Origin of the sequence: Kitasatospora sp. NA04385 (assembly GCF_013364235.1) — a bacterium.
Classification (GTDB): domain Bacteria; phylum Actinomycetota; class Actinomycetes; order Streptomycetales; family Streptomycetaceae; genus Kitasatospora.
Genome location: NZ_CP054919.1, coordinates 7,263,222 through 7,278,662 on the forward strand (window position 1 = coordinate 7,263,222; position 15,441 = coordinate 7,278,662).

General features: G+C 70.9%; 15 protein-coding genes, 4 tRNA genes and 1 pseudogene. 11 read left to right on the top strand and 9 right to left on the bottom strand.

Features of this window, described 5'->3' with window-relative positions:
• The first annotated feature begins 9 nt into the window (after window positions 1-9).
• Window positions 10-261, top strand: coding sequence for a hypothetical protein (locus HUT16_RS32100; protein ID WP_176191527.1), 252 nt, complete (start codon window positions 10-12; stop codon window positions 259-261).
• Window positions 262-321: 60 nt separating this feature from the next.
• Here the strand turns inward: HUT16_RS32100 and HUT16_RS32105 are convergent, their stop codons facing one another.
• Window positions 322-543 carry a hypothetical protein gene (locus HUT16_RS32105; RefSeq protein ID WP_176191528.1) on the bottom strand — a complete coding sequence of 74 codons (222 nt, stop codon included), beginning with the start codon at window positions 541-543 and terminating at the stop codon, window positions 322-324.
• Between the two features lie 309 nt (window positions 544-852).
• Between HUT16_RS32105 and HUT16_RS32110 the strand changes: the two genes are divergently transcribed.
• Window positions 853-1,503: a hypothetical protein gene (locus tag HUT16_RS32110; protein WP_176191529.1), complete on the top strand. Its 651-nt coding sequence runs from the start codon at window positions 853-855 to the stop codon at window positions 1,501-1,503.
• Window positions 1,504-1,572: 69 nt separating this feature from the next.
• On the opposite strand, the gene HUT16_RS32115 is transcribed toward HUT16_RS32110, so the two are convergent.
• On the bottom strand, window positions 1,573-1,989 hold the full coding sequence (locus HUT16_RS32115; RefSeq protein ID WP_176191530.1) for a hypothetical protein: 417 nt from the start codon (window positions 1,987-1,989) through the stop codon (window positions 1,573-1,575).
• Between the two features lie 485 nt (window positions 1,990-2,474).
• On the opposite strand from HUT16_RS32115, the pseudogene HUT16_RS38785 reads away from it, so the two are divergent.
• Together HUT16_RS38785 and HUT16_RS32125 are read left to right on the top strand one after the other, a co-directional pair.
• A pseudogene (locus HUT16_RS38785) lies at window positions 2,475-3,005 on the top strand (serine/threonine-protein kinase); the annotation flags it as partial.
• A 100-nt stretch (window positions 3,006-3,105) separates the two neighbouring features.
• Window positions 3,106-4,662, top strand: a complete 1,557-nt coding sequence (locus HUT16_RS32125) for a WD40 repeat domain-containing protein (RefSeq protein WP_254898437.1) — start codon at window positions 3,106-3,108, stop codon at window positions 4,660-4,662.
• Window positions 4,663-5,022: 360 nt separating this feature from the next.
• Here the strand turns inward: HUT16_RS32125 and HUT16_RS32130 are convergent, their stop codons facing one another.
• Complete coding sequence (locus HUT16_RS32130) at window positions 5,023-5,445, bottom strand: hypothetical protein (protein WP_176191531.1); 423 nt, start codon at window positions 5,443-5,445, stop codon at window positions 5,023-5,025.
• A gap of 191 nt (window positions 5,446-5,636) precedes the next feature.
• On the opposite strand from HUT16_RS32130, the gene HUT16_RS32135 reads away from it, so the two are divergent.
• The gene (locus HUT16_RS32135) at window positions 5,637-6,170 is read left to right on the top strand and encodes a hypothetical protein (protein ID WP_176191532.1); all 534 of its coding nucleotides are present in this window, start codon (window positions 5,637-5,639) and stop codon (window positions 6,168-6,170) included.
• A 234-nt stretch (window positions 6,171-6,404) separates the two neighbouring features.
• Here HUT16_RS32135 and HUT16_RS32140 read toward each other — a convergent pair.
• From HUT16_RS32140 to HUT16_RS32155, 4 genes are all read right to left on the bottom strand, one after another.
• Window positions 6,405-6,487 (bottom strand) — tRNA-Tyr (locus HUT16_RS32140).
• A gap of 13 nt (window positions 6,488-6,500) precedes the next feature.
• Window positions 6,501-6,592, bottom strand: a tRNA-Ser gene (locus HUT16_RS32145).
• Between the two features lie 19 nt (window positions 6,593-6,611).
• Window positions 6,612-6,682: transfer RNA gene (locus HUT16_RS32150), tRNA-Ala, on the bottom strand.
• A gap of 10 nt (window positions 6,683-6,692) precedes the next feature.
• Window positions 6,693-6,765, bottom strand: a tRNA-Gln gene (locus tag HUT16_RS32155).
• A 349-nt stretch (window positions 6,766-7,114) separates the two neighbouring features.
• On the opposite strand from HUT16_RS32155, the gene HUT16_RS32160 reads away from it, so the two are divergent.
• Together HUT16_RS32160 and HUT16_RS32165 are read left to right on the top strand one after the other, a co-directional pair.
• Window positions 7,115-7,270, top strand: coding sequence for a hypothetical protein (locus HUT16_RS32160; RefSeq protein ID WP_254898082.1), 156 nt, complete (start codon window positions 7,115-7,117; stop codon window positions 7,268-7,270).
• Between the two features lie 125 nt (window positions 7,271-7,395).
• Window positions 7,396-8,148, top strand: a complete 753-nt coding sequence (locus HUT16_RS32165) for a Gfo/Idh/MocA family protein (protein WP_176191533.1) — start codon at window positions 7,396-7,398, stop codon at window positions 8,146-8,148.
• A gap of 82 nt (window positions 8,149-8,230) precedes the next feature.
• On the opposite strand, the gene HUT16_RS32170 is transcribed toward HUT16_RS32165, so the two are convergent.
• Both HUT16_RS32170 and HUT16_RS32175 read right to left on the bottom strand, forming a co-directional pair.
• The gene (locus HUT16_RS32170; protein ID WP_176191534.1) at window positions 8,231-9,688 is read right to left on the bottom strand and encodes a pre-peptidase C-terminal domain-containing protein; all 1,458 of its coding nucleotides are present in this window, start codon (window positions 9,686-9,688) and stop codon (window positions 8,231-8,233) included.
• A 386-nt stretch (window positions 9,689-10,074) separates the two neighbouring features.
• On the bottom strand, window positions 10,075-11,046 hold the full coding sequence (locus HUT16_RS32175) for an ABC transporter substrate-binding protein (RefSeq protein ID WP_176191535.1): 972 nt from the start codon (window positions 11,044-11,046) through the stop codon (window positions 10,075-10,077).
• A 423-nt stretch (window positions 11,047-11,469) separates the two neighbouring features.
• Between HUT16_RS32175 and HUT16_RS32180 the strand changes: the two genes are divergently transcribed.
• Genes HUT16_RS32180 through HUT16_RS32195 form a run of 4 tightly spaced genes read left to right on the top strand, consistent with a single transcriptional unit; the run spans window position 11,470 to window position 15,352 of the window.
• The gene (locus tag HUT16_RS32180; protein ID WP_254898083.1) at window positions 11,470-12,420 is read left to right on the top strand and encodes an ABC transporter substrate-binding protein; all 951 of its coding nucleotides are present in this window, start codon (window positions 11,470-11,472) and stop codon (window positions 12,418-12,420) included.
• A gap of 1 nt (window position 12,421) precedes the next feature.
• Window positions 12,422-13,372, top strand: coding sequence for an amino acid ABC transporter permease (locus HUT16_RS32185; RefSeq protein WP_176191536.1), 951 nt, complete (start codon window positions 12,422-12,424; stop codon window positions 13,370-13,372).
• 16 nt (window positions 13,373-13,388) lie between these two features.
• Entirely contained in the window at window positions 13,389-14,141 is a 753-nt protein-coding gene (locus HUT16_RS32190; RefSeq protein WP_176192977.1) for an amino acid ABC transporter ATP-binding protein, read from the top strand.
• Complete coding sequence (locus HUT16_RS32195) at window positions 14,138-15,352, top strand: M20/M25/M40 family metallo-hydrolase (RefSeq protein WP_254898084.1); 1,215 nt, start codon at window positions 14,138-14,140, stop codon at window positions 15,350-15,352. Before HUT16_RS32190 ends, HUT16_RS32195 begins: the two co-directional genes overlap by 4 nt.
• The last annotated feature ends 89 nt before the right edge of the window (window positions 15,353-15,441 follow it).

Genomic DNA, 15,441 nt, shown 5'->3' on the forward strand with positions numbered 1-15,441 from the left:
CTGGACCTGGTGCTGCTGGCCGTCGCCGAAAGCCGGGTGAAACTCTCCCCGCCGGAAGAAACCGCGGAGGAAGTCGAAGCCCGCGGCCAACTCCGGCCGGCCGAGGAAGCAGTCGCCCGACTCCACCGGCTCAACGCCGGAGGAGCCTATGCCGACCGCGACGGCGAAGAGACGTTCATCAAGCTGCGCCGTGCTGCTGTGGAGGACGTGGAGAACGCCCGGAAGGCGCCGCGTGGAGGGAGGGCTTCGGGGGGCTCCTGAACGACGAAACGGCCTCCGGTCAGCACTGGGCGGGCAGTGCGGGCCGAGAGCCGTGGTGCGTCAGGAGACGAGGGTCTGAAGGATGGCCAGGGCGAGGCCGCGGGTCCGGCCGATGTCGGCCAGCAGTGGTACGGCGTCGGCGGGAACGCGCGGGGAGTCCAGCAGGGCCCGTGCCTCGGCTGTGCTGACATATTGCGTCAGCAGATACTCACCGTTTCGCCGATCGGCTTGGAGCACACTGAGAACCACCTCGGCGATCACCCAGCATTCGGGCTCGCGCATTTTGCTATCAAACCACCGCAGCGCCTCCCACCTGGCCCGTTCTGTGAGATTCACCAGGTCGGGTGTCAGTTGGGGGAGCTCCCCCAGAGGGAGCAGCGCATGGAGAAGAGCGTGAACGGCAATGGGATGGGGCTATGGGCTCAGCCCTGCGGATCGGCTCTCGGAGGACATTCTGAACCGGTATGCCCGATTCCCGTATTGGGTCAGGTCAGGCGCCGTCCCGGCGGTCACGTGGTTCTTCGGCGGCTTCTACAGTGTCCCGAGGCGGGGCGGGCGAGACGGTGGATCCAGAAGGGCTGACTCAAGAACGTGGTGCGGATCGAGCGATTGGCGGACCTGAAGCCCGTCCACCAGCGTCAGGCTGCCGCCCTGGCCCTGTGGCGGTGGCATGCACCGATACTCGCGTTCGAATTGGATGCAGGGTGGGGCGTCGACCGGTCTGTGGTGGAGTCGCTGTTCCGACTGGCAGCGTCACCCGCTGGCGAACAGTCGGATGACGCATACCGGCGAGCAATCGCCGAGCTGTGCACGGCCCCACTTTTCACGTCCGAAGTCGACCCGGACACGGTCGAGCTTTTCCAGTTGGAGACCATCAGCAACCTGCTGACCTTCGGCGAGCTGCTGGACAAGCCCGGCGTGGACGAAGTCGAGCGAGTGGTCGAAGCCTCGGCCGGCCTGGCGACCTACCTCGACGGTCTCGTCGAGGGCTCCTTCCATTCCCACCCCGCGGAGGAAGCCCACCACCAGTACCTCGCCGACCTGGCGGACCGGGCGAGCGACGGCTACTTCGCGTCGCGCCACTTCGCTGTCGAGACCGCCTGCCACGGTGCTCTCGGGGTTCTCCCCGATTCCGCAGGGCTGCTCGACTCGTCCACGGGTCGCGAGTTGCTCGCGCTCTGCGAGGACTTCGGCGAAGAGCTCGTCACAACGATGCAGTGGCTCCGCATGACGGGTCACTAGCGATCACGTCGTGAGCCGAATGGCAAGTGCGGCAGCCGCGACGGACGGGCGGCCTGGAACGGAGGGCCGCTACGGGCGGCGCCGGGTGAACAGGCCCGGTTCGGTCTCGGCGAGGGCGCCCAGGCCGACCAGGCGCTTGAGCTTGTGCCGGGTGCGCTCGATGGTCTTCGGCTTGAGCGGGAGGTCCAGGGCCTGGCGCAGGTCGCGGGCACGCATCGGTCCAGCAGCGTCGGCGAAGACGTCGATGATCTGCTGGTAGGCCGGGCGGGCCGGCAGGACAGGCGGCTCCTCGGCCGGCTCCGGGGCCGCCGGCGGGAGGGCGAGGAGCGTCTTACGGGTCACCGCCAGGCTCTCGACCCCCTCGTCGAGTTCCCGCAGGCGCGCGGTGAGCTCGTCCATCTGCGCGCGGATCCGCTCCGCACCGCCTACGAGTTCCCGTTCGCGTGCGTCGATCCGCTCCACCAGCGCCGTGACCTGGTCATCCACGCGGTCACCCGCGCCAGGTGGGCGTGGTCTGGCCGGTGAGCCGGCGCGCCATCACGTCGATCATGGCCCAGCGCACCCTGGACTCCGAGGACTGTCGATCACGACCAGGGGCGGGTCCTCCGGCCGCCCGGCCTTCCATGCCGAGACCACCGGCTCGATCAGCGCCCACCGCTCATCGGACAGGTCACTCTTGTAGGGCTTGCGGTCACTCACCCTAGGGCTACCGCCACCGTTGGGGCCGCTGTGACGTGGCACTCTCCGGTACTGAGGACGGGCCCCTCACCGCCCCGCGGTAAAAGCCGCCGAAGCCTCCGCTGCCGTGTCGGGGTATGAGATGCTCGCGCCAGTGCAAGCAACCGGGGCTCGGATGACCGGAGTTGCAGTCGAGACGTCAACGCATCGGGGGGCCGATGGAGCCGTTGGGGGATGCGGGCCGTCTCACGGTCGGTCCGTACCGGTTGGTGGCCGAGTTGGGGCGGGGCGGCATGGGGCGGGTGCTGCTGGGCGTCGCGCCGGACGGGCGGCTGGTCGCGGTCAAGGTCGTGCGCTCGCAGTTCGTGGAGGACGACGGATTCCGGGCGCGCTTCCGCCGTGAGGTGGAGGCGTCACGGCGGGTGTCCGGTGCGTACACGGCGGCTGTGGTCGATTCGGACGCGGACGCGCCGCTGCCGTGGCTGGCGTCGGTCTTCGTCCCCGGCCCGTCCCTGGGGGATGTGGTGTCGGAGACCGGGCCGTTGCCGTCGGAGGCGGTCGTGCGCCTGACCGTCGGGCTGGCCGCCGCACTGGGCGGAATCCACCGGGCCGGGCTCATCCACCGTGACCTCAAGCCGTCCAACGTCATGCTCGCCGCCGACGGGCCCCGGGTCATCGACTTCGGGATCGCCCGTGCCACCGACAGTGAGGGTGGCACCGAGATCACCCACACCGGCTGGCTCGTCGGCTCCCCGGCCTTCATGTCCCCGGAGCAGGCCGAAGGACGTGAGTTGACACCGTCCAGCGATGTGTTCTCGCTCGGCGCGGTGCTGGTCCAGGCGTCCACCGGCCGCAGCCCGTTCGCCGGGACCTCTAGCGCCGCAGACGCTCTACAACGTCGTCCACACCGAGCCCGACCTCTCCATGGTCCCGGAGGAGCTGCGCGACCTCGTCGCGCGGTGCTTGTCCAAGGACCGGTTGCTACGTCCCACGCTCGAGGAGATCGCCGGCACGTTCGGGCTGTTGAACCCGTCCGTACGGCCGTGGCCCGATGCTGTACACGCCCGGATCGACGAGCAGCAGGCCACCATCGTGCGCCTGCTCGGTTTGGACGGGGCCGAAGGGCAACTGGTGGCGTCCGACACGGGAACGGTTGTTCTGGCCCGGCGTACGGCGAACCAGGATCTGTCGACCATAACCGCGCCCCAGGTTCCGGCCGGGCCTGCACCGCTCCTCCCGACGCCCGGTGCGGCGGACTCTCCGGCGGATGAGGGTGTCGACGAGGATTCGGCGGCGCGCCGGCGCCCGAGCCGACGAACGCTCCTGTTCGGCGCACTCGGCGCGGGTGCCGTGGCGGCGACCGCGGTCCCACTCGCACTGATGCGGACCTCGGGTTCCCCGGAAGCAGGCGGTTCGGAGACGCTCCCGCCGCCGACGTCCTCGCCGAGCACCTCACCGCCGGTCACGGCCAGTCCGAGCACATCATCCAGTCCGACGGCCACCCCGACGCCGTCCAGCACTCCGGAGGAACTCGCCTACAGGGCCTCTTTCAAGTGGAAGACCATGTTGTCCGCCTTGGACTACAGTCCTGACGGCAAGCTCCTCGCAGTAGGTGACTTTGACAGTGTCCTGATGCTGTGGAACAGCACCGACCTGGTTGTCGCAGCCACCCTCGGCAACTCTTACCTGCCGGGCATCGAGAATCTCACCTCCGCTGTGAGGTTCAGCCCGGACGGTACGCTGCTCGCCAGCGTCGACAACTTCGCGACGATCACGCTGTGGGACGTGGCATCCCGGCAGAAGGCCGCCACCATCCAAGGCGACAAGGACCAGAAGAGCGCCGGATTCTCGAACCTCGCGTTCAGCCCGGACGGTAAGACCCTGGCGTACAGCGGCAACCGCGTGATCACCCTGTGGGACGTCCAGAGCCGTTCACTGGTCGCCACGCTCGTCAATCCGATCGAGAACCCGACGTATAAGGCCGAAGGGGATGTGGCGAGCATGGCGTTCGCCCAGGACGGCCGGACCATCATCGCCTCGACCGACTTGGACCGGGATGATCTGCTGCGCTTCTGGGACGTCCGCCGGGGCACCCTTACCGCAACGATCGAACACGCCGGGGACGGTGTCATCGCTCTCGCGGTCAGTCCGGACGGCAAAGTCCTCGCCACAGTCTCCCGCGGCGAGGTGAAGGTGTGGGACGTCGCCACCCGTGCGATGGTCGAGACGCTGCCCTTCACCTCGGATCCGGTCTGCGCGCTGGCTTTCAGCCCGGACGGTGGCTCGCTGGCCGCCGCTGAGCAGACCGGAGGCGTCCGGATCTGGTCCACGGCCACCTGGAACCCCATCCGCGGACTCGACCAGGCGAAGAGCCTCGACCCCACGTTGTCCATGATGCCGGATTCTCTCGTCTTCAGCCCCGACAGCAAGGTCCTGGTCGGAAACTTCGGCTACAGACTGGCACGCTGGAAGGTCGGTTGAGCCAACGGGGCTGAACCCAGGCGGGCGGTGAAAGCCCCCATGCCGCCCCCTTGGCTTGTCGAAGGCGGGCCGTCGCATTCCCCCCTTGGCCCGCTGGTCACGGCACAGCTCGGGACGTGAACGGGGGAGCGGCGGCGGCCCGCTGCTGCTGCTGGGCGGGATCATCGCCGGGGTCGTGGCGCTCTCCGGCGGCTCGGAGCCGCCGTCCGGGCCCAAGGAGGGCAGCCCGGAGCGGGCGCAGTCGATCGACGCGAAGACGGAGAAGTCGGCGGACCTCGGCCGGTTCCACCGCGACATGATCCGGGGCCGGGGGCAGGAGGTCACCGACGAGCTGTGCGCGGCAGAGCGGGCAGGCCTCGCCTACGCCGCGTCGGAGCCCCGATCGTGCTCATCACGCCAGGTCCACCCGGGCGGAATTTCCGGGGGGCCGTCAAACCCGGCAGCAAGTGCTGCGGCGTAGTTCGCCTTGGCGCGCTCGCTCGGCCGGCCGCTGATTCTCATGAAGTGCCCCTGCACCGAATGCTGGGACACCGGCTGGCGCTGGCCGTCGGATCGAGGAAGGTGCTCCGGAGCGTCGAACTCGTGCGGGGGCCCGGGGGGCAACTGGCTGTTGAGGTACTCCCGGAGGACGGCTGACCCGATCACGGCCAGCCCCACTCCCGCGCCCGCGATGGTCTTGCGGTGCTTCCGGGCGAAGCCCTTCACGGCCGCAGCGGCCGACCTGGCCCGGCTTGCCTTGGCGTTGGTGCTCTGCTCGGTGTCGGGGGACTCCACATCGGTCACCTGCACAGGGATACAGGACGACCGCCGGAGCCGCCAGGCGATCGGTGAACACCACCCGATCGGGTACCCCTGCGGGCTCCGGAAGAGGGTGACCGGCCGCGCGGCGGCATGGTGCCGTCGGAAGCCCCGTAGCGGGTGGCGGCCAGGCTGATCTGCGGCGCGGGGGCGCGGTTGCCCGGAGGGCAGCGCCTGTGGACCTGCGGCGCCTCCATGCGTACAAGGTCCTGGCCGCCTACGACCAGGACCAGGCCGGGCAGTTGGCCTTCGCCGCCGGCGACGAGGCGGGCCTCGACCGGCCGGAGCTCGTTGCGACCCTTGCCCGGACCGCCGTCGCCCACAGCGCCGGCACCCTCGCGGTCGCCCGCGATCACGGCGTCCAGTTTGTGGAGGTCTTCGACGGCTTCGACTGCCGATGGACCAGCCACCCCGACCCGGACAAAGCCGCCCGGACGCTGCGCACCGCGGAGGACGGCACTCGACCACTGGCCGGGTGCCGCGCTTCGGCGCCGGGTGCCCGGTGGGTCGAGGTGGCTCTACGTTCCCGCCCAATCGGCCAGGTCGAGGAGCGACTTCCTCTCATCGGGGGTGCGGAGCGAGAAGACTCGGCCGTGAGCCCAGCTCGGGGGCTGGCTGCGGCTGCCCAGCCGGGTGCCCACCGAGAGCGTTGTCAGCTCGAACCCGGCGCCGATCAGCTCACGCTCGTAGGAGGATGGCCGGGCTGGTGAGCTGGCCAACGAACGAATGCTCGACTGCGAACCGGGATGTCGCCGTGACGCCGTCGTCAGTGCCGTCCCCGGGGCCACCAGAAGCGGGGCTCGCTGCGATCGGCTTCTCCTGCGCCATCGCTCAGGTTGAGGGCGTTGCCCCCGGGCCGTGAGAACGACAAAACCCGTTGCTGCTCCTGCTAACCGCGTTCGGGGCTGTGAACACCCCGCAGGGGAGCCGGGAAGACCGGATGGTGGTGGGCGAGGCCGGATTCGAACCGGCACAGCCGAAGCGGGGGCTTTACAGGCCCTTGGGCTCTCCAATGCCCAGCTCGCCCTTGATGGAGAAAGCGGAGGAAGTGGGGGTCGAACCCACACGGGCACTCGCGTGCCCCAACGGTTTTCGAGACCGAGGCCGGCGCCACCTGTCGGCTGGCTCCTCCATGAACTGCGGTTGTCGCGCGGAGAGTGTGCGGATCGAACGCGCGCGGGGGTTGAGCCAAGCCGCTGCCTTGCCACTCGGCCAACTCTCCAGGTGCTGCGCTGCCGGACGAGGATTCGAACCCCGAACTTCCTGATCCAGAGTCAGGCGTGCTGCCAGTTGCACCATCCGGCACTGCGGGAGGGCGGCAGACAGAAAGGCCGCCCAGGCGGGGGAGTCCCCCGTGGGCGGCCGGGCGCTGTCGGGCCCGTCTACCGCGCGGAGGGAAGTCCCTGGCTCTGCTGGGAACTCGAAGAACGCTGATACGACTGGCTGGTGCTCATCTCGCGTTCCTCTCCACTGGGCGGTGCCGGGCTGATGCCCCTACTCTGCGGCAGAGCCAGGGGCGTGGGCAACGGGTTTTCCCCGACGGGCCGCCGCGCTGCACAAGCGTGGTGGGTGTCAGCAGAGTTGGCCCGAATCGCTCTGCTGTACGGGATCGGCCGCGGGCAGCCGAGATGTCGACGAGGAGACGAAGGACCTGGTGATCCAGGGGTGGAAGGCCGACGCGGCGACGGAGGCCGGGTGCCGGGAGAGCGGCCGCATCCCCGGCCACGAGGCCGTCGTCCGGGTGCCGGCGCGGCTCGCGCAGGCGATCAGGGAGGCACTGGATGTCGCCGAGCGCGACGACGAGAATTGACGAACTGCTGCGGGGAACCACCCACTCCGCGCTGCACCTGGAGATGCGCGACGGGTGCACGCAGGACGACCCCGCGCTGCGCGCCCGGCGCCCGCGAACTGCTCAAGGCGGCCGGGGCCGCGGGCGTGCGGGTCGGCGGGGCACCGGACACCTTCCTCGGCGCCGGTCTGCAGAGCGCGCTGCGGCTGATCCGCTCCGGCGCGATCGGCGCGCCGCTGACCGCGCTCAGCCTGATGCAGATCCCCGGCCCGGAGTCGTGGCACCCCGCGCCCGAGTTCCTCTACCGCGCGGGCGGCGGGCCGCTGTTCGACATGGGCCCGTACTACCTGACCGCCCTGGTCGCGGCCCTCGGCCCGGTCCGCCGGGTCAGCGCCGTCGGCTCCCGCTCCCGCGACCGCCGCACGATCGGCTCCGGCCCCCGGGCGGGCACCGAGTTCGAGGTGACCGTGCCGACCCACGTCTCGGCGCTGCTGGAGTTCGCGGACGGCGGCTCGGCCACCGCGGTCTTCAGCTTCGAGTCCCCGCAACTGCGGCTCGGGTTCGTCGAGGTCACCGGCACGGACGCCACCCTCGTCCTGCCCGACCCCAACCACTTCGACGGCCCCTCGCGGATCGAGGACGGCGGCCCCGGCCGCGAAGTCGCGGCCACCGGCACCACGGCGGGCCGCGGCATCGGCGTCCTGGACATGGCCCGCGCGATCCGCTCCGGCGAGCCGCACCGGGCCACCGGCGAACTCGCCCTGCACGTCCTCGCCGTCATGGAGGCGATCGAGGCCGCCGCCGCAGCCGGCTCGCCCGTCGAGGTGGCGGGCGGCGCCCCGTCGCCGCAGGCCCTTCCCGAGGACTGGGACCCGTACGCCGCCACCCTCGCTCCCTGAACCCCCGTTCGTGGAACGGCCGCGGCCGGTACCGACTCCGATCGGTACCGGCCCCGTCGTCCCGCAGCGGCAGCCGCGGCGGTCAGCCCTTGGTGACCTTGCAGGAGTAGGTCGCGCTGCCCGAGCCGCTGTACGCCTCCAGGTCGGCGTAGTAGGTGCCGCTGCTGGTCGCCGTCCAGCTCAGCGACTCGCCCGCTCCCTTGCCGTTGTTGACCGAGCGGGTCAGGGTGCTGCCGTTGGCGTTCATGAAGTACAGGTCCGCGTCGTAGGCGGAGGGGACCGTGCAGGTGACGGTGGCGGTCTGGCCCGAGGTCAGGGACAGCTTGTAGTAGTCGCGGTCCGAGCCGGACTTCATGCTGCCGGTGACGGTGGCCGGGTAGCCGAGGCCGGTGATGTCGTTCGCGGCGCCGGTGCTGTCGTTCGGCTCGGTCTCGGTGAGGGAGGAGCCGGTGCCGGTGCCGGTGCCGGTGCCGCCGCCGCAGTCGGTGGTCGGGGTACCGCTGTAGAGGTTGGCGTCGGGGGTGCCGTTGGTCACGCTGCGGGTGTAGTAGCCGCAGGTGGGACGGTTCTTGAAGTCGAAGGTCTGTCCGGCGGTGAGGTGCCAGATCTTGAAGTTCGAGTAGGTGAGGGGCTTGCCGGAGACGGCCTGCTCGGGCTGGTGGTCGCCGAGCACCACGTAGGCGTCCGAGCCGGAGAGGGTGGCCAGGCCGTTCTTGTCCAGGAACAGCGATCCGCCGCCCTGTTCGACGCCCACGCCCCACGCCTTGCCGGAGGTGGTCAGGCCGTCCTTGACCGCGCGTGCGACGAAGGCCATGGTGCGGCCCATGCGGTCACGGGTGACGAAGTGCGAGTCGTTGACGGTGTCGGCGTAGTTGGGCCAGGCGAACATGCCCGTGGTGAAGGTGACGCTCCTGTCGTAGGGGTTGGCGAGGGCGGTGGGGGAGTCGGTGCTCGCGGTGCAGGCGTCGTAGACGACGGCGCTGTTGATGTGGTGGCCGGCGCTGCCGCCGCCGGAGCCGCCGCCCTTGGCGACCACGGACTGGACGGAGGCCTGCAGCGAGGTCCCCTTCCAGGAGGCGTAGACGCACTGGTTCCCGCCGGCGAAGTACACGAACTCGGCGTTGCGCACGTCGGTGTTGACCTGGGAGCTGTTGCCGTCGGCCGCGGAGGTGACGACGTCGGTGGTGCAGGAGTTGACGCCGGACAGCCCCATGAACACGTCGCACTCGGGGGTCTGGCTGCTGCCAGTGGCGGCGGAGTCGGCGAGCACCGTGACGTCGATGCTGCCGCTTCCGCCGGTGATGGCAGCGATCGCCTTGCCGGCGGTGGCGGGCACCACGGCGCCGTCGCCGTTGAAGGTGAAGGCGGGGCCGTTCCAGGAGGTGCGGCTGACGTCGGAGGAGCTGCCGAGACGGATCCGGGTCACCGAGGCGTGCGCGGACCGGGGGGCGGCCACCGCGCCGGCCCCGGCGGCGGTCAGGGCGAGCGCGAGGAGCGCGGCGGATCTGGCGGACCTGAGACGGGGCAGAGCTGGGCGCATGGGAGCTCTCCTGGGTGTGGGGGAGGGTAGGGCACCGCCGTGGGGAGGGGTGCGTACCGTAAGTTACAGCTACTGAAATACGTGCAGTAGATGTAATTCCTGTTGCTATGGCAAAGCTTCTCTCAAGGACCTGTGGCGGGGCCGCGGCGGTGCGGCGCCGAAGCCGCGAGCCGGTGGTACTCGGCCGCCAGGGACGCCCCCGCGCCGCGGACCGGCCGCGGGGAGTCCGGAGTCCATCGCCTCGAGCACCGCCAGGCCGAACTCCTCCTTGGCCGCGGGGCACCCGTACGGTGCGCGGCCGGTCCGGTCCGCGCGGGCGAGGGCCCGTTCGAGGACCCTGACCTCGTGGTTGGGCAGGGCGGGCCGCGGTGCCGAGCGACGGGTCGTCAGTCGAGGGCGCCGTTGATCGTGGCCCGCGGAATGGCGATGCTAGGCACGTGGTAGGCGTCGAGGATCCTGCCGTACGAGCCGTCGTCCATCAGGGACTGGAGTGCGGCCTGAACGGCCTCCTTCAGCCCGGGGACGGACTTGGAGACGCCGATCCCGATCGGTGAGGCGCTGGTCGGCCCGACGGCCGCCTCGCCGAGGACGGTGTCGAACGTGCTGCCCCCGTCCGCGGTGTCCGCCACGTAGGCGGCCGTCACCTCGTCGAGGAAGTCGGCGGACACCTTCCCCGAGCGCAGCGCGAGCTGCGCCTCGGAGTCCTTCGGGAAGGCGAGGACGGTGATCGGCGGCTTGCCCTCCTGCTTGCAGAGCTCCTGGCGCTGGTCGAGGATCTTCTGGTGGTTGGTGCCGGCCTGCACCGAGACGCTCTTGCCGCACGCGTCGGTGACCACCTTGATGCCGTCGGGGTTGCCCTCCTTGACCAGCCAGCCCGGCCCGGCGTTGACGTAGTCGACGAAGTCGACGGCCTCCTCGCGCGCCTTCTTGTCCGTCATGGCGGACATGACGGCGTCGAACTTGCCGGCCTGCACCGCCGGGAGGAGGCCGTCGAACTTCTGGCCGGTGAACTCGAACCGGACGCCGAGCCGTGCGCCGATCGCCTGGCCCAGGTCGTGGTCGATGCCGGTGATCTCCTGGCTGCCCTCGGAGACGTACATCTCGAACGGCGGGTAGGGGACGTCGGTGGCGACGCGGACCTTGCCCGCCTTCCTGACCGCCGCGGGCAGCCTGTCGGTGAGCTTCGGGTCCGACGAGATCGTGACGCCCTTGACGACGGTGGTGGCCGGTGAGGCGGACCCGCCGCCGGGCGCCGGGTCGGCGGCGGACGATCCGCAGGCGGTCAGGGCGAGGCCGCAGGCGGTCGCCAGGGCCGTGGAGGCGATCACTCTGATCGTGGCGGTGCGGGAGGAGGTCATGGGGGAGCCCTTCGATCGTGCGCCTCGAGGAGTGTGCGCGGCGCGAACAGAAGTTACATCTGACTCATGTTTGGCAGGTATGTATCGGAAGTTACGTTCGCGCAACAGTGCCGGAGGGCTGAAAGGCCGGGTCGTCCGTGCAGTCGGCCGCCGGGTGCCGACCTATTGATTCGTTACGAAAGCTCTGCTGGTCACTGATGCTGGAGCGAAACGTACAGAACCGCGACGGGCCCGATGGGGTGTAACGGCCTTATGAGCTGCGGCGCTGGCCGTCCGGGCGGCTGCCGGCGTTTTTCCCGAGGTTCGTCGAGAGTTACGGATTCGTAACTCTCATTACATATGGCCATCAAGCTGGTTTGGCTGTAACGTCCTGGCCTGTGGCGCGGCCCCTCGGCGCCGCTCAGGTCCTCGAAAGGTTGCTCCGTGAACCCCTCCGCCCCCCGCAGATCGGCCCTGCCGGCCGCCTTCGTCCTGTGCGGCGCCCTCGCCCTGACCGCTTGCGGGAGCAGCGGGACCGGCGGTCCCGCGGCGACCGGCCCGGTCACGGTCGCCGGCGTCAGCATCAGCGCCGACCCCGCCCTCCACGACGCGCTGCCCGAGGCGGTCAGGAAGGCGGGCAAGGTCCGCGTCGCCACCGACGTCCCCTACCCGCCGTTCGAGATGTACGTCTCCGAGGGCAGCAAGGAGCTGACCGGCCTCGACTACGACCTCGGGCAGGCCGTCGGCGCCAGGCTCGGCGTCCGGTTCGATTTCCAGGCGCAGAAGTTCGACGGTATCGTCCCCGCCCTCCAGGCCGGCAAGTACGACGCCGCGATCAGCGCCATCACCGACAACAAGGAGCGCGAACAGGTCGTCGACTTCGTCGACTACTCCGTCTCCGGCAGCGGCGTCCTGGTCGCCAAGGGCAACCCGCAGAAGATCACCACCCTCGACGACCTGTGCGGCCACCCCGTCGCCGTGCAGACCGCGACCAACCAGCAGAAGCTCCTGGACAAGCACCAGGACAAGTGCCGCGAACTCGGCAAGGGCGCCATGGACGTCCAGACCTTCCCCAAGGACTCCGACGCCCAACTCGCCCTGCGCTCCGGCAAGGTGGTCGCCGACGTCCTCACCAAGCCCGCCGCCGGCTGGACCGCGAAGACCGCCGACGACGGCGCCGCGTTCGAGGTCGTCGACGACCCGGCCGCGCTCGGCGGCTACAACGCCTCCCCGAACGGCATCGCCGTCGCCAAGAACCTGCCGCAGCTGACCGACGCGGTGCAGAAGGCCCTGCAGTCCCTGATCGACGACGGCTCGCTCGCCAAGATCTACGACAAGTACGGCGTCGCCTCGATCGCCGTCGAGCAGGCCACCAAGAACGGTGCGGTGGACTGACATGCCCGTCACCGAACGCCCCGCCGAGGCGGCCCCCGCCCGGCCGGACGACCTGGTGGCCGTCCCGGTCCGGCGCTGGGGGCAGTGGACCGCCGCCGCCGTCGCCCTGCTCGGCCTCGTCGGCCTGATCGGCTCGCTCGCCAAGAACCCGAACCTGAAGTGGGACGTCGTCGGGCACTACCTGTTCGCCGACCTGATCTTCGACGGCCTGTTCACCACCCTGTGGCTGACCGCCGCGGCGATGGCGGTCGGCCTGGGCCTGGGCACCCTGGTCGCCGTCATGCGGCTGTCCGCCAACCCCGTCCTGTACGGGCTCTCCACCGGCTTCGTCTGGCTGTTCCGCGGCACCCCGCTGCTGGTCCAGATCCTCTTCTGGGGCTACGCCGCCGCGCTCTACAAGCACCTGATGATCGGCATCCCGTTCACCACGGTCACCTTCGTCGAGTTCGACACCAACGACCTGCTGCCGGCCTCCGTCGCGGCGCTGCTCGCGCTGGGCCTGAACGAGGCCGCCTACGCCTCGGAGATCGTCCGGGCCGGCATCCAGTCCGTCGACCCGGGCCAGACCGAGGCCGCCCACTCGCTGGGCATGAAGCCCGCCCTGACGATGCGCCGGATCGTGCTGCCGCAGGCGATGCGGGTGATCATCCCGCCGATGGGCAACGAGACCATCAACATGCTCAAGACCACCGCGTACGTCTCGGTGATCGCCGCGCACGACCTGATGTCCAACATCCAGGACGTCTACAACCAGAACTACCGGATCATTCCGCTGCTGGTGGTCGCCGCCCTCTGGTACCTGGCGCTGGTCACCGTGCTGTCCGTGCCGCAGGCCTGGCTGGAGCGCCACTACGGCCGCGGCACCGCCCGCGCCGGGCACGTCTCCCCGCTGCGGCGGATGCTCACCGGCCTCCCCGGCCTGCTCCCCACCACCCGCGAACGGAAGGGCTGAACCGATGGCCCGCCCCATGGTGCACGCCGAGGGCGTGCGCAAGCACTTCGGCAGGCTGGAGGTCCTCAAGGGCATCGACCTGACCGTCGAGCGCGGACAGGTCTGCTGCCTGCTCGGCCCGTCCGGCTCCGGCAAGTCCACCTTCCTGCGCTGCATCAACCACCTGGAGAAGGTCGACGGCGGCCGCCTCACCGTCGACGGCGACCTGGTCGGCTACCGGCAGTCCGGCAACCGGCTGCACGAACTGCGCGAGGCCGAGGTCGCCGAGCGCCGCCGCGAGATCGGCATGGTCTTCCAGCGCTTCAACCTCTTCCCGCACCTGACCGCGCTGGAGAACATCACCGAGGCCCCGGTCAGGGTCGCCGGGGTCAACCGCACCGACGCCCGCGCCCAGGCGCTGCGCCTGCTGGAGCGGGTCGGCCTCGGCGACCGCGCCGACCACTACCCCGCCCGGCTCTCCGGCGGTCAGCAGCAGCGGGTGGCCATCGCCCGGGCACTGGCGATGGAGCCCAAGCTGATGCTCTTCGACGAGCCGACCTCCGCCCTCGACCCCGAACTCGTCGGCGACGTCCTGGACGTGATGCGCGACCTGGCCGCCGACGGCATGACGATGGTCGTCGTCACCCACGAGATCGGCTTCGCCCGCGAGGTCGGCGACACCGCCGTCTTCATGGACGAGGGCGTGGTCGTCGAGGCCGGCCACCCCCGCACCGTGCTGGTCGCACCGGAGCAGGAGCGCACCCGCGCCTTCCTGTCCAAGGTCCTGTGAGCGCCGCCCCCACCCGGGCCGTCCTCGCCCCGCACGCCGCGGCGATGCTGGACGCCGCCCGGGCCGCCCTGCCCCGCTACCTCGCCGACCTCGCCGACCTCGTCGCCGTCGACTCCGGGAGCCACAGTCCGCACGGCGTCGACTGCGTCGCGGACTGGCTCACCCACCGCCTGCACGGCATCGGGTTCGCCACCGAACGGATCCCCACGAAACCGGTCGGCGGCCGCTCCTACGGCGACGTCCTGGTCGGCCGGCTGCCCGGCACCCTGCCGCCGGACGAGGGCGGCGCCCGGATCGTCCTGATCGGCCACATGGACACCGTCTTCGAGGACGGGACCGCCGCCGCCCGGCCCTTCCGGGCCGAGGGCACCCGCGCCCACGGGCCGGGCGTCAGCGACGACAAGGGCGGCCTGCTGGCCGGCGTCACCGCCGCCGAACTGCTGGTCCGCCACCATCGGACCTCCTTCGCCGAACTCGTCCTGATCGCCACCCCCGACGAGGAGGTGGGATCGCCCGCCAGCCGCCCGGTGACCGAACTCCTCTGCCACGGAGCCGATTTCGCGCTCGGCCTGGAGTGCGCGCGGGAGAACGGCGACCTGGTCGTCCAGCGCAAGGGCGTCGCCGACCTGCTCGTCACCGTCACCGGACGGGCCGCGCACGCCGGCATCGAACCCGAACGGGGCGCCAACGCCGCCCTCGCCGCCGCCCACCTGGTGGTCGCCCTGCAGGCCCTCAACGGCACCTGGCCGGACGTCACCCTGAACGTCGGCGTCGTCCGGGCCGGCACCAGGCCGAACATCGTCTGCCCCGAGGCCGAGCTCCAGGTCGAGGTCAGGGCCGCCACCGGCGACGCCCTGCGCACCGCCCTGGACGCGATCCGGGGGACGGCGGGCCGCACCGCCGTCCCGGGCACCACCGCCCGGGTCCAGCAGCTCGACCTCTGCCCGCCGATGGAGTTCGGCCCGGACGCGCGCGACCTGCTGGCCCTGGCCCGCGCCGCCGCCGCCGACCTCGGATTCACCGTGGGCGGCGCCGCCACCGGCGGCGTCGGCGACGCCAACCTCACCTCCGGCCTCGGCGTTCCCACCCTCGACGGCCTCGGCCCCGTCGGCGGGGCCGACCACACCCCCGAGGAGTGGCTCGACACCGCCAGCGTGCCCACCCGGATCGCCCTGCTGGCCACCCTGGTCGAACGGCTCAGGCACGCCTGAGACCGCACGCACCGCCTCTCCCGCCTTCCGGCGGGCCCGCCGCCCGGCACCACCTGTCGGGCGCGGGCCCACCGACCCGACTCCCCGGA

Bases quoted from the DNA above. Each gene is read 5' to 3' on its own strand.
- HUT16_RS32105 (WP_176191528.1), bottom strand. From the start codon at position 543: ATGCGCGAGCCCGAATGCTGGGTGATCGCCGAGGTGGTTCTCAGTGTG.
- HUT16_RS32125 (WP_254898437.1), top strand. From the start codon at position 3,106: ATGGTCCCGGAGGAGCTGCGCGACCTCGTCGCGCGGTGCTTGTCCAAG.
- HUT16_RS32170 (WP_176191534.1), bottom strand. From the start codon at position 9,688: ATGCGCCCAGCTCTGCCCCGTCTCAGGTCCGCCAGATCCGCCGCGCTC.
- HUT16_RS32175 (WP_176191535.1), bottom strand. From the start codon at position 11,046: ATGACCTCCTCCCGCACCGCCACGATCAGAGTGATCGCCTCCACGGCC.
- HUT16_RS32185 (WP_176191536.1), top strand. From the start codon at position 12,422: ATGCCCGTCACCGAACGCCCCGCCGAGGCGGCCCCCGCCCGGCCGGAC.
- HUT16_RS32190 (WP_176192977.1), top strand. From the start codon at position 13,389: ATGGTGCACGCCGAGGGCGTGCGCAAGCACTTCGGCAGGCTGGAGGTC.